We start from the raw sequence: 18335 nt of genomic DNA, 5'->3' as shown, positions 1-18335 counted from the left end.
GATGAACCTGGAAACCTGGCTACTGTTCAGCGGCGCAGCCTTGGTGGTGATCCTGATACCGGGGCCACTGTCACTGCTGATGATCAGCAACAGCCTCAACTATGGACTGCGCCGCTCGTACCCAGCGTTTCTCGGTGGGGTGTTTGCCTCGATCTGCCTGCTCAGCGCGTCGGCCCTGGGCCTGGGCGCCCTGCTGCTGGCGTCGGAACGGTTGTTCAGCGCCTTGAAGATCGTCGGCGCGGTGTATCTGTTCTACCTCGCCTGGCAGAGTTGGCAGCAATCGCGGCAACCGGCCAAGGCCGCCGAAGTGCCGTACAGCGCGCCCGTGCCACGGTTTCGGGCGTTGTTTGGCCGCGCATTCGTGCTGGGCGCGAGCAACCCCAAGGACATTCTGTTCTTTGCCGCGTTCCTGCCGCAGTTTCTCAGCAGCGAACAGGCCTTTATGCCTCAACTGCTGACAATGCTCGCCACCTGGACCCTGCTTGATCTGCTGTGCAAGCTGGCCTACGGCCTCAGCGCCCATGGCGCCGCGCGTTACCTGCGCAGCGGCGCGGGCCACAGTTGGTTCAACCGGGCCAGTGCCGCGCTGTTCGGCAGCGCCGGGGCCGTTTCGCTGTTCAAGGCGTAACCAGAGCGGGGCGGATAAAATACACGGTGGGGGCAAGCGTGCCTGTTATCGGCCATTGAATGCCCGCCACCATCCTCACCAGACGCTGCTGCTCGATGGCCTGGCTGAGCAACTGGTGGATGGGCAATTGTGGGTTGCGCGCGAGGCGCCTTTGGAGCTGGGCCTGAGACAACGGGCTGACGCTCTTGATGCTGCCGCCCTCCAGCCATTGGGTCATCAGCAAATACACCGCGTTCGAGCGGTCATGGGTACAGACGAGATCGACCAACCCCGTTGAACCATGGGCTTTGGCGAACGGCCTGACTACAAAGCCCTGGTCTTGCAGTAGTTGTGTGATCGCCACCTGTTGCGCCCTGCCTCGGTCAAGACGCGAAGCGTTGAGCGCGTACCTGCGTTGTTGTGAGCCGAGCGAGGCGACCACCGGCCTTCTCAGTGCGTGATTCAGCGAGCCAGGAACGCGAAAATCGATCCTGGAAAAACCCGGCGAAGCGCCTTCGTAGCCGATAAAAACACTTTCGACCCCGGTCAGTTCGGAGGGTCGCAAGATCCTGAACAAATCGTCGGTCTGGCCAATTTTTCCCTCGCGCACAGTCAGCCAGTCGTCCAGCGTCGCGCGGACATTCAACAGATGGGTTGCCGAAGCGGTACGGCCCGGGTCCGACAACTCAATCAACCTGCGGCCGGCGAATCGACTGCTCGAAGCCGTCAGCCTAGGGAAGGCTTGCAGCACGGTCGCCTCCAGCGGGCCGTCGAACAAAGGGCGGTGAACGCGCCAGCTACCTGTAGCGTCGAGCGTCGCCGGAATCGGCTGTTCGTGGGTACGGTCACTCAGCCAGCGCTCGATTTCATCGGCTACATGAGTCACCAGCCGTTGATCTTTGGTGATGAAGATCGTCTGGTCAAGCGGCGCATCCGTTCCTTGCGGGAGCACCCGGTAGTAGTTCGAATCCAATTGAACGACATTGTAATTGGGCTCTGGCGATACGGCTTGAAACCGGGAGGTACGCGAGGTATCGACAAATGGGAGGCTGTCCAGCGGCACCTCCGGCTTGACCTGCACCACGAACAGCCCCGGCGTAGGAGAGGCCGGCGGTAGCGGCGCAATAATATCGGTGCGCCACTCCTGCCACGCATGCGTTGGCGGCGGCGGGGACCGACGCACTGCCGCTTGAATCGAGTCACGCGATGGCGGCGACCACCGCGGTCCAGGCGCTTGCCGAAAAGGATTCAAGCGCCCCGAACTTGGCCCTGGCTGCGGTGGCGGCGCATCCGCGCCAAGCAGCCACTGCGCAGGCTCATGGATGTCGAGGATCAATTCGTCCGCGCCCGGCTCCTGCGGATTCTTCAACCGGAACGATGCTTCATTTTTTCGCCGATACACCGGATAGCGACGCTCACCCTCCACCGCGAACAGTTCAGCATTTTTCACATACACACCCTTTTCGCCAAATCCTCGCAAAGGCACGGCTCCATCAATGGAGAGCGGCTTGTTGAAGCGCTCCAGCACCGTGGTGAATCGCGGCGGCGTCGGCAACCTTGCCATGTAACCGTCACGCCGATGCAACTGGCTCACCCCCCGGCCCAAGGTCCCAATCCGTACACGCTTGGGAGTGGGGCTGAAGGATGTCAACACATCGACAAACGCCATCAGCGTCAAAAACGCCACATCGACCGCGTCCTCGGGCCTGCCACTGAGGTGATAGTGCCGCGCCGCCAGCAGCATTTCATACAGGCTGATGCCCACGCCGATCACCGGAATAAACGATAAAAGGCCGCGCACGGTAGCCGCCCATTGTTCGCCCAGGCGTTGCTCGCGATAGTGCGTCAGCGTCGCACCCGACGTGGCCTGAGCATGGGCGCGCTGCTGCGTTTCAAGCAGGCGCGCGTGGGCAAACAGGGCGAGAAAGTCGCAGTGGCCCGTGGGCACGATATCCAGCCAGGCCGTGGGCTCGGCCTCGATCTGTTCTTTTATTTGCGCCTCGATAACACTCAGCTCGGCGGCCGGCATGCTGTGCTTGATCTTGAAGCTGTGCACAAAGCGGCTGAGCGCCTCGTAAACCGTCAGCACACCAAACGCCTTGATCCTCCAGGGAGCGATTGGGCTCAACAGGACGGCGGGCTGCCTGGCAATCGGCGCTTGCCCAGGGTAGCTGGCCAGCGCTTCCTCCTCCCAACCCGGCGCGACCCGCTGCGCCAGCGCACGAAGGGTCGAGGCACTTGCGCCTGCCCGGTTCAAGGCCGCGTGAGCCTGTTGCAGATCCTTGTGCTCGGCGAGCACCGGGTAGTCCAAGGCAGTGGGCCAATACACCAGGCATCGGCCGGAGCACGGGTCGATGATCACCAGCAGACCGGCGAGGTGCCGGTCATGGGCCAGGGTGTGCCCGCGCAGCCGCACAAAGGCCAGACTGATCTGCTGACCGTCTTTATTCAGGTCCACCACCGAGCGTGCGGCCATGACGGTATTGAACAGGCTCTGGCTCTGCGCCGAGAGGCCCTGCCGTGCGGCCGAATACACCTGCATTTGCGCGAGTTGAAGAGTGGCGCGGTCGATCACGCGTCGCGGCAGGTCGACCGCGTCAGGAGCAAAGATACGCCTGATCACGTGGTCGTACTGGCCGCCAATGTCCAGCGACGACAAGGTCTTGACCAAATAGCCGGGGCTCAGGCGAGCTTGCCACTGCGGCAGCAGATAATGCGCCCGCTTCAAACGCCACTGCGTCCACGGCGCCTGCGGGTCCAGGTTATGCAGGGCCAGTTGCAGCAGGCTGAACGTACTGCGCTCTCGGCTGACGGTCATTTTTACATGGCGGTCCCCCACCACGCACTGGCTCGTCCAGCCACAGAAGTGAGCGCTGACGTCATCGGGCATATTCAATAACGGAGCCTCGATATCCAGCGCCGGATAAAAGCCGTCCCGGGTCAATCGAGAGATAAGCTGGTCGCGGGCAAACACTTGCAGCGGCGGCAACACTTGCCACAGGCGGTTTTCCACGGCCATGGCGCTGGACAGGTAACGCTGCTGCAAGCGTGTGTAGCGCTTGCGTTCGCTATTGCTCGCCGTGGCCAGCCAGCTCGGCTGGGTGTGCGCCTGCCCGGCGGCAAACCGCACGAACGCCACATTTGCAAGAGCACGCCCCAGGGTCTGGTTGACCGGGACCTGCAAGTGTTCGCGCAGCTCCTCGGCCAGCAGCATGCGGCCCAGGGTCGGGTCGCTCACTTCGCTGAATAAGCGCTGGGGTTGGTTCAGGCGTTGGTGCAACCGAGCATGATGCTCAACCATCGCCTTGAAGTCTTCATACTGTACGTCCGAGTCCGCGACGCTGTAGCTCACCTGCACCGGACCGGCCAAGGCTGTGCGTGCTGCGTCACGCACATCGCGCCCGATGCAGCGCCACAGCACCGAGCCATCGCGGCTGGAGAAGCTGGCGCGCAGCCCTTGGGACAAGGCTTCGAGATGGTCGAACGCCGCCAGGCCGCCGAACTGGCCGCTCACGCTGAGGAGCACCGGCTGTTGCAGGTTCGGCTCGGCCAGCGCACGGGCGGTGGTGACCACAAAGGCTCCCATAAGCGTGTAGGGGTCGCCCGTACGGCCACCCACCGACACGCGCACTACACGGGTGTCACTGTTGCCGCGCTGGGCTGCCTTGGGTTTGTCGAGCACCTCCAGCAACCGGTCCAGATGGGGCTGCTCGATCAACTGGAGCCTGCGTTCAAGCTGCGCGACCTGGCGCAAGGCGCGGCGCTGGGCGTTCAAGATCAGCGATGCGCGTTTGAGCGCGCCTTCTGGACGTTCATTCCAAAATTTCACCTTGAGTAGCTCAGCGTCTTCAGCCTGAAGCCAGCGGTCGACCACCTGGGCCTGCGCATGGCGCTCGCTTTCAAGAGCTAGAAATGCCTCATACGCTGCACTTTCGCGCGCCGAAGCCTTGGCATCGAGCAGTGCGCCGATTGCGCTTTCGTAGCGGCGCAATTGTGCCTGCCGCATCTTGCGCGGCAGGTCCGGCGAAAGGCTGGCAAAGCCTATTTCAACGGCTCGACGCTGCCGATCCCACTCCAGCAACGCGTCCAGTGTGGTCGCAAACGGCAGACCGATGATAAGACGTTTACGGCCCTTTTCGATAAACCTCAGCAGGCTCGACAGCCTGCGGCTCAACGGCGGCGTGGGCGTGAGCATGGGCGCAGCGTAGTTGAAAGACAGTACCGCGCCCCATTCGCTATGCCATTGCGCATCCAGCATGGCGCTTGCGCTGTGGGCCAGAGCGTCTTGCGTGAGGCTCGTGCCAGGCTGCAACAACCCGATGTCTTTTCGCTTGAACGGCAGGGAGTGCCATAACACACTGAACAAGGCATGCTGGACCCGCGCAGGCAGCTGCTCCTGAACCTCATACCAGGAGCCGAATTCATGAAACACACGCTGCAGCCCCGGCAGGTAAATGACCTGCGGGCCATCCGCCGCCCCCTCGCGGTAAAGGTGCAACGCCCCCGGAATTGCCAGCGAGCCGGCCCCGATGTGAGGCCACAGCAGCGTTCGCACCTGCAACGTGGCCCATGCCCCGCCGGCATGCTGGCGCGCCTGCGCATCGGGCGCCTCCACCAGTTGCTTGACCATCGCATAGCCGCGGTTCGATAGCCCGAACACCTGCTGCGCCAGGTACGCCTGGTCGGCGAACGCTTGCGTGCGCAGCTCGACCCAGCGCTCCCGACGTGACAACCAGGAACCTGGCGCCAGTTGCTGCCAATAGTTGGCCATGGCGGCGTTGATACGCGCCGCCATGGCCAACTGATTTACGCGCGCCAACGCCTGCGTGGCCGTGAACGGCAGCGCGCGGTCCGGTACGTCGCGCAGGCTCAGGGCGGTAAAGTGATGAAGATTGATCGGCACGCCTGGATCGTGGAACAGCGCCAGGGTCCTGTCGGTCAAGCTGTCGACCCGAACGGCCGTTTGGGGCAACAATGGCTCGGTAAACAACAGGCTGTCCGGATCAAGGGCAAAGGCTTCGCGCAACGTATGACGAATCACCGACAAAATGCGCGGCGCACGCCAAAGCATCTGTTCCAATTCCCGGAAAGTGCGCGTGCAGCGCGCATGGGCAGCGTGCAATTGATTGATTGTGCGACTGGGTTGCGGCTCGATGTTGATACGCTGAGTCAACAGTGCGCGCATCGCCGCCAGGCGCTCTTGCGCGGTGACGGTCGGGTTGTCGAAATCGATGGATTCGGCCCAGGCGGTGTCGAAGGCAGAGGGTGCTGAAGCAGGTGGCTCGGTACGCATGACGGCGTCTACATGGCTGCAAACCCCGAGCCTAAACATCCTGCATTTCGGGAGTGCGCTATATAAATGAGCGCTAAAAAAAAGCCCGCAGTGTGAGCGGGCAAACATCAACGAAGCGCTTTGGGGGTGTGAAGCGAAGTGACGCTAGCTACCGCGATAGGTGGAGTAGCTGTAGGGCGAAATCAGCAGCGGGACATGGTAGTGCTCCTGTTCGGCGCTGATGCCGAAGCGCAACACCACCACGTCAAGGAAAGCGGGCTCGGGCAACTGCACACCACGGGCGCGGTAGTAGTCACCGGCGCTGAATTGCAGCTGGTACACACCGCTGCGGTAGGCGTCGCCTTGCAACAGTGGCGCGTCACAGCGGCCGTCGCTGTTGGTCAAGGTGGTGGCAACCCGTTCCAGTTGCGTGCCTTCGACGCGATACAGCTCAACCTTGATCGCGCTGCCGGGGCAGCCGTGCGCGGCGTCCAAAACGTGTGTGGTCAAACGTCCCATGGCGGTTACGCGCCTCCCGAAGTCAGTCATAGAGTGAGCCGCACTTTTTCAGGGCATCGAAAAAGTCGGCGATGGCTGATTAAGACACTTTTTAAAAAAATTGTACACAATAAAAATCACAAAGCTTTGGATCCGCCCGTCGACATTGCCTGCTGCTGCAACCGACAGGTAATCCTTGCTTTTTAACGACCTTTTGTCCATTAGCTGACCAGTCAGGCAAGTTTCTTGCTACATCTTTAACACAGCACCTCGCGGAAAAAATGCAGAAATGCGGGCTTACAAAGTCGACGATAAGTTGTATACAATCACTCATCGCTGTGACGCCACCCAGTCATTTCACTGCCCGGCCGCCACACACTCGCTACCACGAACAAGAAGGAAGACTGCAGTGAGCGCTGACTACCCACGCGACCTGATCGGTTACGGCAGTAACCCTCCTCACCCCCACTGGCCGGGCAAGGCACGCATCGCGTTGTCTTTCGTACTCAACTACGAAGAGGGCGGTGAGCGCAATATTTTGCACGGCGATAAAGAGTCCGAAGCGTTCCTTTCGGAAATGGTCTCGGCGCAACCGCTGCAGGGCGCGCGCAACATGAGCATGGAGTCGCTGTACGAATACGGCAGCCGTGCCGGGGTGTGGCGCATCCTCAAGCTGTTCAAGGAATTCGATATCCCGCTGACCGTGTTCGCCGTGGCGATGGCCGCCCAGCGCCACCCCGACGTGATCCGCGCCATGGTCGAGGCCGGCCATGAGATCTGCAGCCACGGCTACCGCTGGATCGACTACCAGTACATGGACGAGGCCCAGGAGCGCGAGCACATGCTCGAAGCCATCCGCATCCTCACCGAACTGACCGGCGAGCGCCCGCTGGGCTGGTACACCGGGCGCACCGGTCCCAATACACGGCGGCTGGTGATGGAAGAAGGCGGCTTCCTCTATGACTGCGACACCTACGACGATGACCTGCCCTACTGGGAACCCAACAACCCGACCGGCAAGCCGCACCTGGTGATCCCCTACACCTTGGACACCAACGACATGCGCTTCACCCAGGTGCAGGGCTTCAACAAGGGCGATGACTTTTTCGAGTACCTCAAAGACGCGTTCGACGTGCTGTATGCCGAAGGCGCGGAAGCGCCGAAGATGCTGTCCATCGGCCTGCATTGCCGCCTGATCGGCCGCCCGGCGCGCCTGGCCTCGTTGAAGCGTTTTATCGAGTACGCCAAAGGGCATGAACAGGTGTGGTTCACCCGCCGAGTGGACATTGCGCGCCATTGGCAGGAAACCCACCCGTACACGGGAGCCGCGAAATGACTGCGTTCCAGACCCTCAAGCCGTCGAGCCTGAGCCGCGATGAATTCGTCGACGCCTTCGCCGACATCTACGAACACTCGCCATGGGTGGCCGAAAAGGCCTTCGACCTGGGCCAGGATGCTTCGATCGACCAGATCGAAACCCTGCACCAGCGCATGAGCGACATCCTGTTGAGTGCTGATCATCAACGCCAACTGGCGCTGATCAACGCTCACCCCGACCTGGCAGGCCGTGCCGCCGTCCAGGGCGAACTGACCCAAGCCAGCACCGATGAGCAAGCTGGCGCGGGGATTCACCAATGCACGGCCGAAGAGTTTTCTCGCTTCACCGAGCTGAACGAGGCCTACAAGGCCAAGTTCAAGTTTCCCTTCATCATGGCGGTAAAAGGCAGCAACCGGCACCAGATCCTCGCCGCGTTCGAAACGCGCATCCACAACTCCGCCGACGCTGAGTTCAAGTGCGCACTGGACGAGATCAACAAGATCGCGTTGTTCCGCTTACTGACCCTCTAAACGACCAATCCCCAGCCACTCTATCCAAGGCAGACAAGAAGAATGAAAGCTTACGCCGTACCTTTCGAAAAGTTCGTCAACCTCGCCGACGCCCGCCTGGGCACCAGGATCATCTCGGTGACCGATGACTGGTTCGCCGACGCCAACCGCCTGTTCCAGCCGACCCCGGCCGTGTGGAAGGAGGGCGTTTTCGATGACAACGGCAAGTGGATGGACGGCTGGGAGTCGCGCCGCAAGCGCTTCGAAGGCTACGACAGCGCGGTGATCCAACTGGGCGTGCCCGGTTCAATCAAGGGCGTGGACATCGACACTTCATTCTTCACCGGCAACTACCCGCCGTCGGCGTCGCTGGAAGCCTGCTTCCTGGCCTCGGGCGAGCCTGACGAGCACACCCAGTGGGTGGAAGTGCTGTCGGCCGTCGAGCTGCAAGGCAACAGCCACCACTATCACGAGATCAACAACGCGCAGGCGTTCAGCCACCTGCGCTTCAACATCTACCCGGATGGCGGCGTGGCCCGTCTGCGCGTGTACGGCGTGCCGTTCCGCGACTGGTCCGCAGTGGGCGACAACGAACAGGTTGACTTGGCTGCCGCGCTGAACGGCGGTCGCGCGCTGGCTTGCTCCGATGAACACTTCGGGCGCATGAGCAACATCCTCAACCCCGGCCGTGGCATCAACATGGGCGATGGCTGGGAAACCGCACGGCGTCGCACCCCAGGCAATGACTGGGTGATCGTCGCGCTGGGGCACCCTGGCGAGATCGAGAAAATCATCGTCGACACCCTGCACTTCAAGGGCAACTACCCGGACACCTGCTCGATCCAGGGCGCGTTCGTCAAAGGCGGCACCGACAGCCAGATCGAAACCCAATCGCTGTTCTGGCGCGAATTGCTGCCGGCGCAGAAGCTGGAAATGCACGCCGAACATACCTTTGCCGAGCAGATCAAGGCAATGGGGCCAATTACCCACATCCGCCTGAACGTGTTCCCGGATGGCGGTGTGAGTCGCCTGCGGGTACTGGGTAAAGTTTCGAAATAAGCGGTGATGCCATCGCAGGCAAGCCAGCTCCCACATTTGAATGTATTCGCAAATCAAATGTGGGAGCGGGCTTGCCCGCGATAGCGATGGATCCAACAACACAGCATCCGGATAAGAGACAGCCATGCGCACACTGATGATCGAACCCCTGACCAAAGAAGCCTTCGCCCCCTTCGGAGACGTTATCGAAACCGATGGCAGCGATCACTTCATGATCAACAACGGGTCGACCATGCGCTTTCACAAGCTGGCGACGGTCGAGACCGCGCAGCCTGAAGACCACGCCATCATCAGCATCTTCCGCGCCGACGCGCAGGACATGCCGCTGACCGTGTGCATGCTGGAACGACACCCGCTGGGCAGCCAGGCCTTCATTCCGCTGCTCGGCAACCCCTTTCTGATCGTGGTCGCGCCAGTTGGCGATGCACCTGTATCAGGCTTGGTCCGCGCCTTCGTCACCAACGGCAGGCAGGGCATCAATTACCATCGCGGCGTCTGGCACCACCCGGTGCTGACGATCGAAAAGCGGGATGACTTCCTGGTGGTTGATCGCAGTGGCACAGGCAATAACTGCGATGAGCATTTTTTTGAAGAGGATGAGCGGTTGATCCTCGCCCCCCACCAATAAGAGAAGGCCGGATCACCCGACAACAAGGGTGACAGGCGAGAGGTAAAGACTGTGGAAGCACATCTGTTGGAATGGTTGAACCTGAGCGTGCGCTGGGTTCACATGATCACTGGCGTCGCCTGGATCGGCGCTTCGTTCTACTTCGTCTGGCTGGAAAACAACCTCAACCGCGTCAACCCCAAAAGCGGTCTGGCCGGTGACTTGTGGGCGATCCACGGTGGCGGTATCTACCACCTGGAAAAATACAAACTGGCTCCCCCGACCATGCCGGACAACCTGCACTGGTTCAAATGGGAAGCCTATTTCACCTGGATGTCGGGCGTCGCGCTGCTGTGCGTGGTGTTCTATTGGAACCCCACGTTGTACCTGCTGGCACCGGGCAGCAGCCTCAGCGGCACCGAAGGCGTATTGCTGGGCATCGGCTCGTTATTCGCCGGCTGGTTCATCTACTCCTTCCTCTGTGACTCGGCACTGGGCAAACGCCCGGCCCTGCTCGGCTTGATCCTGTTCGTGCTATTGATTGCCGCAGCCTATGGCTTCAGCAAGGTGTTCAGCGGACGCGGTGCGTACCTGCACGTAGGTGCGGTAATCGGGACGATCATGGTCGGCAACGTGTTCCGCATCATCATGCCCGCCCAGCGTGCACTGGTGGCGGCCATCGCCGAGAACCGCACGCCGGACCCGGCACTGCCGGCCAAAGGCTTGCTGCGTTCGCGCCACAACAACTACTTCACCCTGCCGGTGCTGTTCATCATGATCAGCAACCACTTCCCGAGCACCTACGGCAGCCAATACAACTGGCTGATCCTGGCCGGGATCGCGGTGGCGGCGGTGTTGGTGCGGCACTACTTCAACACTCGGCATAACAGCCAGAAGTATGCGTGGACCTTGCCGGTGGGTGCGTTGGCGATGATTTGCCTGGCCTACGTGACCGGTCCAAAACCCGCCGCCGAAGTGGCCAAGGCGCCTGCGGCCATTGAGTACCAGCCGCTGCCGGAAACCGCGCTGGGTGGCGGCTTGAAGCCCGCGGCGCCTGCCGCACCGGCGGCTGAGCCGGCACCGGCCCAGGCCACCACGGATTTCGGCCAGGTGCACCACGTGATCGAGCAGCGCTGCACCGTGTGCCATTCGGCCAAGCCCACCAGCCCGCTGTTCAGCACGGCACCGGCGGGCGTGATGTTCGACACCCCGGAGCAGATCCAGCAACAGGCGGCGCGTATTCAAGCGCAGGCCGTGGCGAGCCAGATCATGCCGCTCGGCAACATCACCCAGATGACCCAGCAGGAAAGAGACCTGATCGGCACCTGGATCAACCAAGGAGCCCGCACCAACTGACTGTTTTACACAAAACCCAATGTGGGAGCTGGCTTGCCAAAAATCTCCTGTAGTGAGCGGGCTTGCCCCGCGCTGGGTGGCGAAGCCGCACCAATCCAGCCACCGCGTTCTGCCAGACAGAACTCAGGCGCCTGGGTTTAGGGCGGCTTCGCCACCCAGCGCGGGGCAAGCCCGCTCACTACAAGATGTGTAAGTACCCTCACAATTGAGATGCGTTCCAAACAACACAACAATAAAAAGATCCGAGGTGTTGCATGACCGAGTTAGTCGAACCGCAGATTCCCGCCGCGCCCGCCATGGCGCGGCTGCCCCTCTTGCAACTGATTCTGGTAGGCCTGCAACATGTCTTGCTGATGTATGGCGGTGCCGTCGCCGTGCCCCTGATCATCGGCCAGGCCGCGGGCCTGGGCCGTGAAGAAATCGCCTTCCTGATCAATGCCGACCTGCTGGTGGCCGGTATCGCCACCCTCGTGCAGTCGTTCGGTATCGGCCCGCTGGGCATCCGCATGCCGGTGATGATGGGCGCCAGTTTCGCCGCCGTCGGCAGCATGGTGGCCATGGCCGGCATGCCGGGTATCGGCCTGCAAGGCATTTTCGGCGCGACCATCGCCGCCGGGTTCTTCGGCATGCTGATTGCGCCGTTCATGTCCAAAGTGGTGCGCTTTTTCCCGCCGTTGGTGACGGGCACAGTGATCACCGCGATTGGCCTGTCGCTGTTTCCCGTCGCCGTGAACTGGGCCGGTGGCGGCAGCGCCGCCGCGACCTTCGGCTCGCCGATCTACCTGGCGATCGCGGCGCTGGTGCTGGGCACCATCCTGCTGATCAACCGCTTCATGCGCGGCTTCTGGGTGAACATCTCGGTGCTGATCGGCATGGGCCTGGGGTATGTGTTGTGCGGCCTGCTTGGCATGGTCGACCTCAGTGGCCTGGCCCTCGCGCCGTGGGTGCAGGTGGTAACGCCGCTGCACTTTGGCATGCCCAGGTTCGAGCTGGCGCCGATCCTGTCGATGTGCCTGGTGGTGGTGATCATCTTTGTCGAATCCACGGGTATGTTCCTCGCGCTGGGCAAAATCACCGGCCAGGACGTCACGCCAAAGATGCTGCGCCGTGGCCTGCTGTGCGATGCCGGCGCGTCGTTCTTTGCCGGCTTCTTCAACACCTTTACCCACTCCTCCTTTGCGCAGAACATCGGCCTGGTGCAGATGACTGGCGTGCGTTGCCGCTCGGTGACGATCATGGCCGGGGGCTTTTTGATCGTGCTGAGCCTGCTGCCCAAGGCCGCGTACCTGGTGGCGTCGATTCCACCGGCGGTGCTGGGCGGCGCAGCGATCGCCATGTTCGGCATGGTCGCGGCCACCGGGATCAAGATTCTTCAAGAAGCCGATATTGCCGACCGTCGCAACCAGTTGCTGGTGGCGGTGAGCATCGGCATGGGCCTGATCCCCGTGGTGCGCCCGGAATTCTTCGCGCAACTGCCGCTGTGGATGAGCCCGATTACCCACAGTGGCATCGCCATGGCCACCCTCAGCGCGTTGTCGCTGAATATCCTCTTCAACATTCTTGGCGGGGCCGGGCGACCTGCCGCTGAGCACGCCCACACCTGAAACACGCCCCATTGTCGCCCTGTGCGCGCTGTAACGGCGCACTTGAGCCCAGACGTGGGAGCCAGTATTCTCCGCGCCCGCTTGAATCGACGGTTTTTCTACCGCCTTGGCGCGGCTTTTGCTGTAGCCATAAAGCTGACCAATCAGACGAGTTTTTCAGCCAATCCAAAGGCGCCACACCAGAGCGCCAGATGAAAAAAACATAAAACTTTAACTCGGGAGCACCGAATGAAACCTATGTTCAAAGGCCTGATGCTGGCGGGATGCCTGCTGGCCGGTGGCCAAGCCGTGGCCGGTGATTTGCTGCAGTGGCAGAACAACAGCCTGACTTACCTGTGGGGCAAGAGCTTTACCGTCAACCCGCAAATCCAGCAGACCGTCACGTTCGAACACGCCGATGCCTGGAAATACGGCGACAACTTCTTCTTCCTCGACCGCATCTTTTACAACGGCAAGGAAGACGGCAACGTCGGTCCGAATACCTACTACGGCGAGTTCAGCCCGCGTTTGTCGTTCGGCAAGATTCTGGACAAGGATTTGTCATTCGGCCCGATCAAGGACGTGCTGCTGGCCTTCACCTACGAGTTCGGCGAAGGCGACAACGAGTCGTACCTGCTGGGCCCGGCGTTCGACTTGAACATCCCCGGTTTCGATTACTTCCAACTGAACTTCTACCAGCGCCAGACCGAAGGCAATCGCCCGGGTGACGGCGTGTGGCAGATCACACCGGTGTGGTCGTACACCCTTCCCGTGGGCAACTCCGATGTGTTGATCGACGGTTTCATGGACTGGGTGGTGGACAACGACAAGAACGCCCGTGGCACTTACCACGCCAACCTGCACTTCAACCCGCAGGTCAAATATGACCTGGGCAAGGCGCTGCATTGGGGTGACAAACAGCTGTATGTCGGTTTCGAATACGACTACTGGAAGAACAAGTACGGGGTCGAAGATTCGGGCGCGTTCAAGACGACTCAGGACACGGCGAGTTTCCTGGTCAAGTATCACTTCTAAACACACTGCAGTAGTACCTGTGGGAGCGGGCTTGCTCGCGAATGCGGTCTATCAGTCAATGAATTGGCTGACTGACACAGCGCATTCGCGAGCAAGCCCGCTCCCACATTCAGAGCTGCGTAATGCCAAGGAATCGCGATAATTCCTCACGCTTGGCCAGCGCATCCTTGCGCCCCAACTCAATCAACTCGCTGCAGTACCCCGCCTCGAACAGCAGATAGCTCAACACCCCCGCCCCGCTCGTCTTGGTCGCTCCCGGCCCACGCAGGAACATGCGCAGTGCCGCCGGCAATTCCTGCCGGTGCCGCGCGGCGATTTCATCGATGGGCTGGCTCGGCGCAATCACCAGCACTTCCACCGGCGCCAGGCCTTGGGCCGCGCTGCCGGTCGGCTGGAACTCGCTGAACTGGTTCAAGCGCTCAAGCAATTCGATATCGCTTTCCAGGCTGTCGATGAACGTGCTGTTGAGCATATGCCCGCCGATCTGCGCCAGGGTCGGCTCCTGGCCGGTAAAGGTGCGCTGCGCCGCCGGGGCATTGCCGCGTGGGTTGCCGCTGACGCCCACCACCAACACGCGGGTGGCGCCCAGGTGCAAGGCCGGGCTGATGGGCGCCGATTGCCGCACGGCGCCGTCGCCAAAGAACTCCTGGTCGAGTTTGACCGGGGCAAACAGCATGGGGATCGCCGAACTGGCCAGCAGGTGTTCAACCGTCAGCCGGGTGGGCATGCCGATACGGCGATGGCGCAACCAGGCGTCGATGGTGCCGCCGCCTTGATAGAAGGTCACCGCTTGCCCGGACTCATAGCCGAAGGCCGTCACGGCTACCGCGTGCAGGTGCTTGTGCCGGATGGCCTCGTCGATGCCGTCCAGGTCCAGGCGTTCTTGCAGCAGGTCGCGTAACGGTGAGCTGTTGAGCAAGGCCACCGGCACTTGGGCACCCAGGCCCAGCAGGCTATGGATAAAGAAACGGCTCGCTTGGCGCATCACGCCCGGCCAATCGCTGCGCAGCACCAAGTGGCTGCGAAAGCCCTGCCAGAAGGCGGTCAGGCGTTGGATCGCGGCCCGAAAGTCCATGGCGCCACTGGCCAGGCTCACCGCATTGATCGCTCCGGCCGAGGTGCCGACGATCACCGGAAACGGGTTGGGTGCGCCCGGCGGCAACAATTCGGCAATCGCCGCCAATACCCCTACCTGATACGCCGCTCGCGCCCCGCCGCCGGAAAGAATCAAGCCTGTAACCGGTTCAGCTGGGCGCATTGCGTCACTCCGTGTGGGGAAAGGTTGGCCTTATCGGCGGCGTTTTTCGTATAGCTTGGGTTCACCCGGTGGCCGGCTCTTGAAGCGGCGATGGGTCCACAGGTATTGCTCCGGGCATTCACGCACCGAGGCTTCGACCCACTGGTTGATGCGCAGGCAGTCGACTTCATCGCTTTCGCCGGGAAAATCGCTCAACGGCGGGTGAATGACCAGCCGGTAACCGCTGCCATCGGCCAGGCGCTCCTGGGTGAACGGCACCACCAGTGCCTTGCCCAGGCGCGCGAACTTGCTGGTGGCGGTCACGGTGGCGGCCTGGATGCCGAACAACGGCACGAAAATGCTTTGCTTGGCGCCGTAGTCCTGGTCCGGTGCGTACCAGATGGCGCGGCCGGCGCGCAGCAGCTTGAGCATGCCGCGCACGTCTTCGCGCTCCACGGCCAGGGAGTCGAGGTTGTGACGCTCGCGGCCACGGCGCTGGATATAGTCGAACAACGGGTTGCCGTGCTCGCGGTACATGCCGTCGATGGTGTGCTTCTGCCCAAGCAGCGCGGCGCCGATTTCCAGGGTGGTGAAGTGCAGCGCCATGAGGATCACGCCCTTGCCATCCAGTTGGGCCTGCTTGAGATGTTCCAGGCCTTCGACGTGGGCCAGGCGCGCCAGGCGTTGGCGCGACCACCACCAGCTCATGGCCATTTCAAAGAAGGCGATGCCGGTGGAAGCGAAGTTTTCCTTGAGCAAGCGTTTACGCGCCTGGGCGGATTTTTCCGGAAAGCACAGCTCGAGGTTGCGCGCGGCGATGCGGCGACGTTCGCCGGCCACATGGTACATGCCGGCACCCAGCACGCGACCAATGGTCAACAGCGCGCGGTACGGCAGTTGGGTAACCAGCCACAGCGCGCCAAGTCCCAGCCATAACAGCCAGAAACGCGGGTGAAAAAACACAGTGCGAAAACGCGGGCGATCCATTACAGATTCCGGTAAAGACAGGGCCGCGCATTCTACAACGGTTCGACTCGGCTTGCGGCCCGTGGATGTTCTCGTTATAAGTCTCGACACTTTTCGTGACAAGCCGCTTTTGCCGACCATGAGCCAAACCGAACCGCTAGACCAAGATCCCGTGTTCCAGCTGAAGGGCAGCATGCTCGCCATCACCGTGCTGGAACTCGCCCGCAACGACCTCGACGCCCTGGACCGCCAGCTCGCCGCCAAGGTCGCCCTGGCGCCGAATTTCTTCAACAATGCCCCGCTGGTGCTGGCTCTGGACAAACTGCCGGCCGGCCAAGGCAGCATCGACCTGCCCGGCCTGATGCGCGTGTGCCGCTCCCATGGCCTGCGCACGCTGGCGATTCGCGCCAGCCGCATTGAAGACATCGCCGCCGCCATCGCTATTGAACTGCCAGTACTGCCACCGTCCGGCGCGCGCGAGCGTCCGCTTGAACCATTGGTCGGTGAAGAGAAGAAAAAGCCGGAAAAACCACCGGAGCCGACGATCAAGCCTACAAAGATCATCACCTCGCCCGTACGCGGCGGGCAGCAGATTTACGCCCAGGGTGGCGACCTTGTGGTGATTTCTTCGGTCAGCCCGGGGGCGGAACTTCTGGCCGATGGCAATATCCATGTATACGGCCCGATGCGTGGCCGTGCGCTGGCCGGCATCAAGGGTGATACCAGGGCCCGTATTTTCTGCCAGCAGTTGACCGCTGAGTTGGTATCCATCGCAGGCCAGTACAAGGTTGCCGAAGATTTGCGCCGCGATCCGCTGTGGGGGGCTTCGGTACAGGTCAACCTGTCGGGCGATGTGTTGAACATCATTCGTCTTTAACGGATACTGCCGCATTTTCCAAGCATCTCTAAACTCTGATAGCACAGCGAAACCGGCAATACTTGTGTAGGACTAATTGGAAGTTGGCGTTTCCCTGCGGAAACCACATCTTTTTCCTACAAAGGCTGTCCGCCTGCAGCGAGTTCCAAGAGATGTTTTTCAGGGACTGAAACGTCCTTCTTCCTTAGGGGTGAAACACCTTGGCCAAGATTCTCGTGGTTACATCCGGCAAGGGTGGTGTGGGTAAGACCACCACCAGCGCCGCTATCGGTACCGGTCTCGCTTTGCGCGGCCACAAGACAGTGATTGTCGACTTCGACGTCGGCTTGCGTAACCTCGACCTGATCATGGGCTGCGAACGCCGCGTGGTGTATGACTTCGTCAACGTGGTCAACGGCGAAGCCAACCTGCAACAGGCCCTGATCAAGGACAAGCGCCTTGAGAACCTGTACGTACTGGCCGCCAGCCAGACCCGCGACAAAGACGCGCTGACCAAGGAAGGCGTAGGCAAAGTCCTGGCCGAGCTGAAGGAAACCTTCGAATACGTGGTCTGCGATTCGCCGGCCGGTATCGAGACCGGTGCCCACCTGGCGATGTATTTTGCCGACGAAGCGATCGTGGTGACCAACCCGGAAGTTTCCTCCGTACGTGACTCGGACCGCATGCTCGGCCTGCTGGCCAGCAAGTCCCAGCGCGCCGAGAAAGGCGAAGACCCGATCAAGGAGCACCTGCTGCTCACCCGCTACAACCCTGAGCGTGTCAGCAATGGCGAAATGCTTGGCGTTGAAGACGTGAAGGACATCCTCGCCGTGACCCTGCTGGGCGTGATTCCAGAATCCCAGGCCGTCCTCAAGGCTTCCAACCAGGGCGTGCCGGTGATCCTCGACGACCAGAGCGACGCCGGCCAGGCGTACAGCGACGCCGTTGATCGCCTGCTGGGCAAGACCGTGGAACACCGCTTCCTCGATGTCAAGAAGAAGGGATTCTTCGAGCGTATCTTTGGAGGCAACTAAACAATGAAATTTCTCGACTTCTTTCGCGCCAACAAAAAGCCAAGTACCGCGTCGGTAGCGAAAGAGCGTCTACAGATCATCGTGGCGCACGAACGCGGCCAACGCAGTACCCCGGACTACCTGCCAGCCTTGCAGAAGGAACTGGTCGAGGTGATCCGCAAGTACGTCAATATCGGCAACGATGACGTGCATGTCGCCCTGGAAAATGACGGCAGCTGCTCGATTCTGGAACTCAATATCACCCTGCCTGATCGTTGATCGAACAGGCGGCCGCCACGGCGGCTCTGCTAATGGCCTGCCGCCCCCTGTAGGAGCGGGCTTGCTCGCGAAGAACCCAGGTACGCCGTGTTTATCCTGAATAAACGCGGTGTCCTTGAGCTTTTCGCGAGCAAGCTCGC

The 18335-nt window shown here is 61.4% G+C and carries 15 protein-coding genes; 11 read left to right on the top strand and 4 right to left on the bottom strand.

Annotation, left to right across the window (positions count from 1 at the left end; genetic code table 11):
* Position 1 precedes the first annotated feature (1 nt).
* Positions 2-628, top strand: coding sequence for a LysE family translocator (locus tag ACLH0H_RS17840; RefSeq protein WP_411379001.1), 627 nt, complete (start codon positions 2-4; stop codon positions 626-628).
* Here the strand turns inward: ACLH0H_RS17840 and ACLH0H_RS17835 are convergent.
* Positions 618-5900 (bottom strand): dermonecrotic toxin domain-containing protein, encoded by a 5283-nt coding sequence (locus tag ACLH0H_RS17835; protein WP_411379000.1) that lies wholly within the window; start codon positions 5898-5900, stop codon positions 618-620. The genes ACLH0H_RS17840 and ACLH0H_RS17835 overlap by 11 nt on opposite strands.
* A 144-nt stretch (positions 5901-6044) precedes the next feature.
* A complete protein-coding gene (gene uraH, locus ACLH0H_RS17830) occupies positions 6045-6398 on the bottom strand; it encodes a hydroxyisourate hydrolase (RefSeq protein ID WP_076953045.1) in 354 nt (117 codons plus the stop codon).
* 388 nt (positions 6399-6786) lie between these two features.
* Between uraH and puuE the strand changes: the two genes are divergently transcribed.
* The 7 genes from puuE (at position 6787) to ACLH0H_RS17795 (ending at position 13844) form a co-directional block, all read left to right on the top strand.
* Positions 6787-7713: an allantoinase PuuE gene (gene puuE, locus ACLH0H_RS17825; RefSeq protein ID WP_411378999.1), complete on the top strand. Its 927-nt coding sequence runs from the start codon at positions 6787-6789 to the stop codon at positions 7711-7713.
* Positions 7710-8225, top strand: coding sequence for a 2-oxo-4-hydroxy-4-carboxy-5-ureidoimidazoline decarboxylase (gene uraD / locus ACLH0H_RS17820; RefSeq protein ID WP_411378998.1), 516 nt, complete (start codon positions 7710-7712; stop codon positions 8223-8225). The genes puuE and uraD overlap by 4 nt, the downstream gene beginning before the upstream one ends.
* Before the next feature lie 42 nt (positions 8226-8267).
* Positions 8268-9263, top strand: a complete 996-nt coding sequence (gene alc, locus ACLH0H_RS17815) for an allantoicase (RefSeq protein ID WP_411378997.1) — start codon at positions 8268-8270, stop codon at positions 9261-9263.
* Between the two features lie 124 nt (positions 9264-9387).
* The gene (locus ACLH0H_RS17810; protein ID WP_076953041.1) at positions 9388-9891 is read left to right on the top strand and encodes an ureidoglycolate lyase; all 504 of its coding nucleotides are present in this window, start codon (positions 9388-9390) and stop codon (positions 9889-9891) included.
* Between the two features lie 51 nt (positions 9892-9942).
* Complete coding sequence (locus ACLH0H_RS17805) at positions 9943-11226, top strand: urate hydroxylase PuuD (protein ID WP_186692379.1); 1284 nt, start codon at positions 9943-9945, stop codon at positions 11224-11226.
* A gap of 254 nt (positions 11227-11480) precedes the next feature.
* On the top strand, positions 11481-12830 hold the full coding sequence (locus ACLH0H_RS17800) for a nucleobase:cation symporter-2 family protein (RefSeq protein WP_307390807.1): 1350 nt from the start codon (positions 11481-11483) through the stop codon (positions 12828-12830).
* Between the two features lie 228 nt (positions 12831-13058).
* A complete protein-coding gene (locus ACLH0H_RS17795) occupies positions 13059-13844 on the top strand; it encodes an outer membrane protein OmpK (protein ID WP_411378996.1) in 786 nt (261 codons plus the stop codon).
* Positions 13845-13953: 109 nt separating this feature from the next.
* Here the strand turns inward: ACLH0H_RS17795 and ACLH0H_RS17790 are convergent, their stop codons facing one another.
* Both ACLH0H_RS17790 and ACLH0H_RS17785 read right to left on the bottom strand, forming a co-directional pair.
* Positions 13954-15102, bottom strand: coding sequence for a patatin-like phospholipase family protein (locus tag ACLH0H_RS17790; protein WP_411378995.1), 1149 nt, complete (start codon positions 15100-15102; stop codon positions 13954-13956).
* A 30-nt stretch (positions 15103-15132) separates the two neighbouring features.
* Complete coding sequence (locus tag ACLH0H_RS17785; protein ID WP_411378994.1) at positions 15133-16068, bottom strand: lipid A biosynthesis lauroyl acyltransferase; 936 nt, start codon at positions 16066-16068, stop codon at positions 15133-15135.
* Positions 16069-16186: 118 nt separating this feature from the next.
* Here ACLH0H_RS17785 and minC point away from each other — a divergent pair, with 118 nt between their 5' ends.
* From minC to minE, 3 genes are all read left to right on the top strand, one after another.
* A complete protein-coding gene (gene minC / locus ACLH0H_RS17780; RefSeq protein WP_076953035.1) occupies positions 16187-16924 on the top strand; it encodes a septum site-determining protein MinC in 738 nt (245 codons plus the stop codon).
* Between the two features lie 200 nt (positions 16925-17124).
* Positions 17125-17937: a septum site-determining protein MinD gene (gene minD / locus ACLH0H_RS17775; RefSeq protein WP_017737535.1), complete on the top strand. Its 813-nt coding sequence runs from the start codon at positions 17125-17127 to the stop codon at positions 17935-17937.
* Between the two features lie 3 nt (positions 17938-17940).
* Positions 17941-18195: a cell division topological specificity factor MinE gene (gene minE / locus ACLH0H_RS17770; RefSeq protein ID WP_003175252.1), complete on the top strand. Its 255-nt coding sequence runs from the start codon at positions 17941-17943 to the stop codon at positions 18193-18195.
* Positions 18196-18335 lie beyond the last annotated feature (140 nt).

It is taken from the genome of Pseudomonas sp. MPB26 (assembly GCF_046605355.1).
Lineage (GTDB): Bacteria > Pseudomonadota > Gammaproteobacteria > Pseudomonadales > Pseudomonadaceae > Aquipseudomonas > Aquipseudomonas cedrina.
The sequence above is the reverse complement of the archived record's forward strand: the minus strand, read 5'-3'. Positions and strand labels throughout refer to the sequence as shown.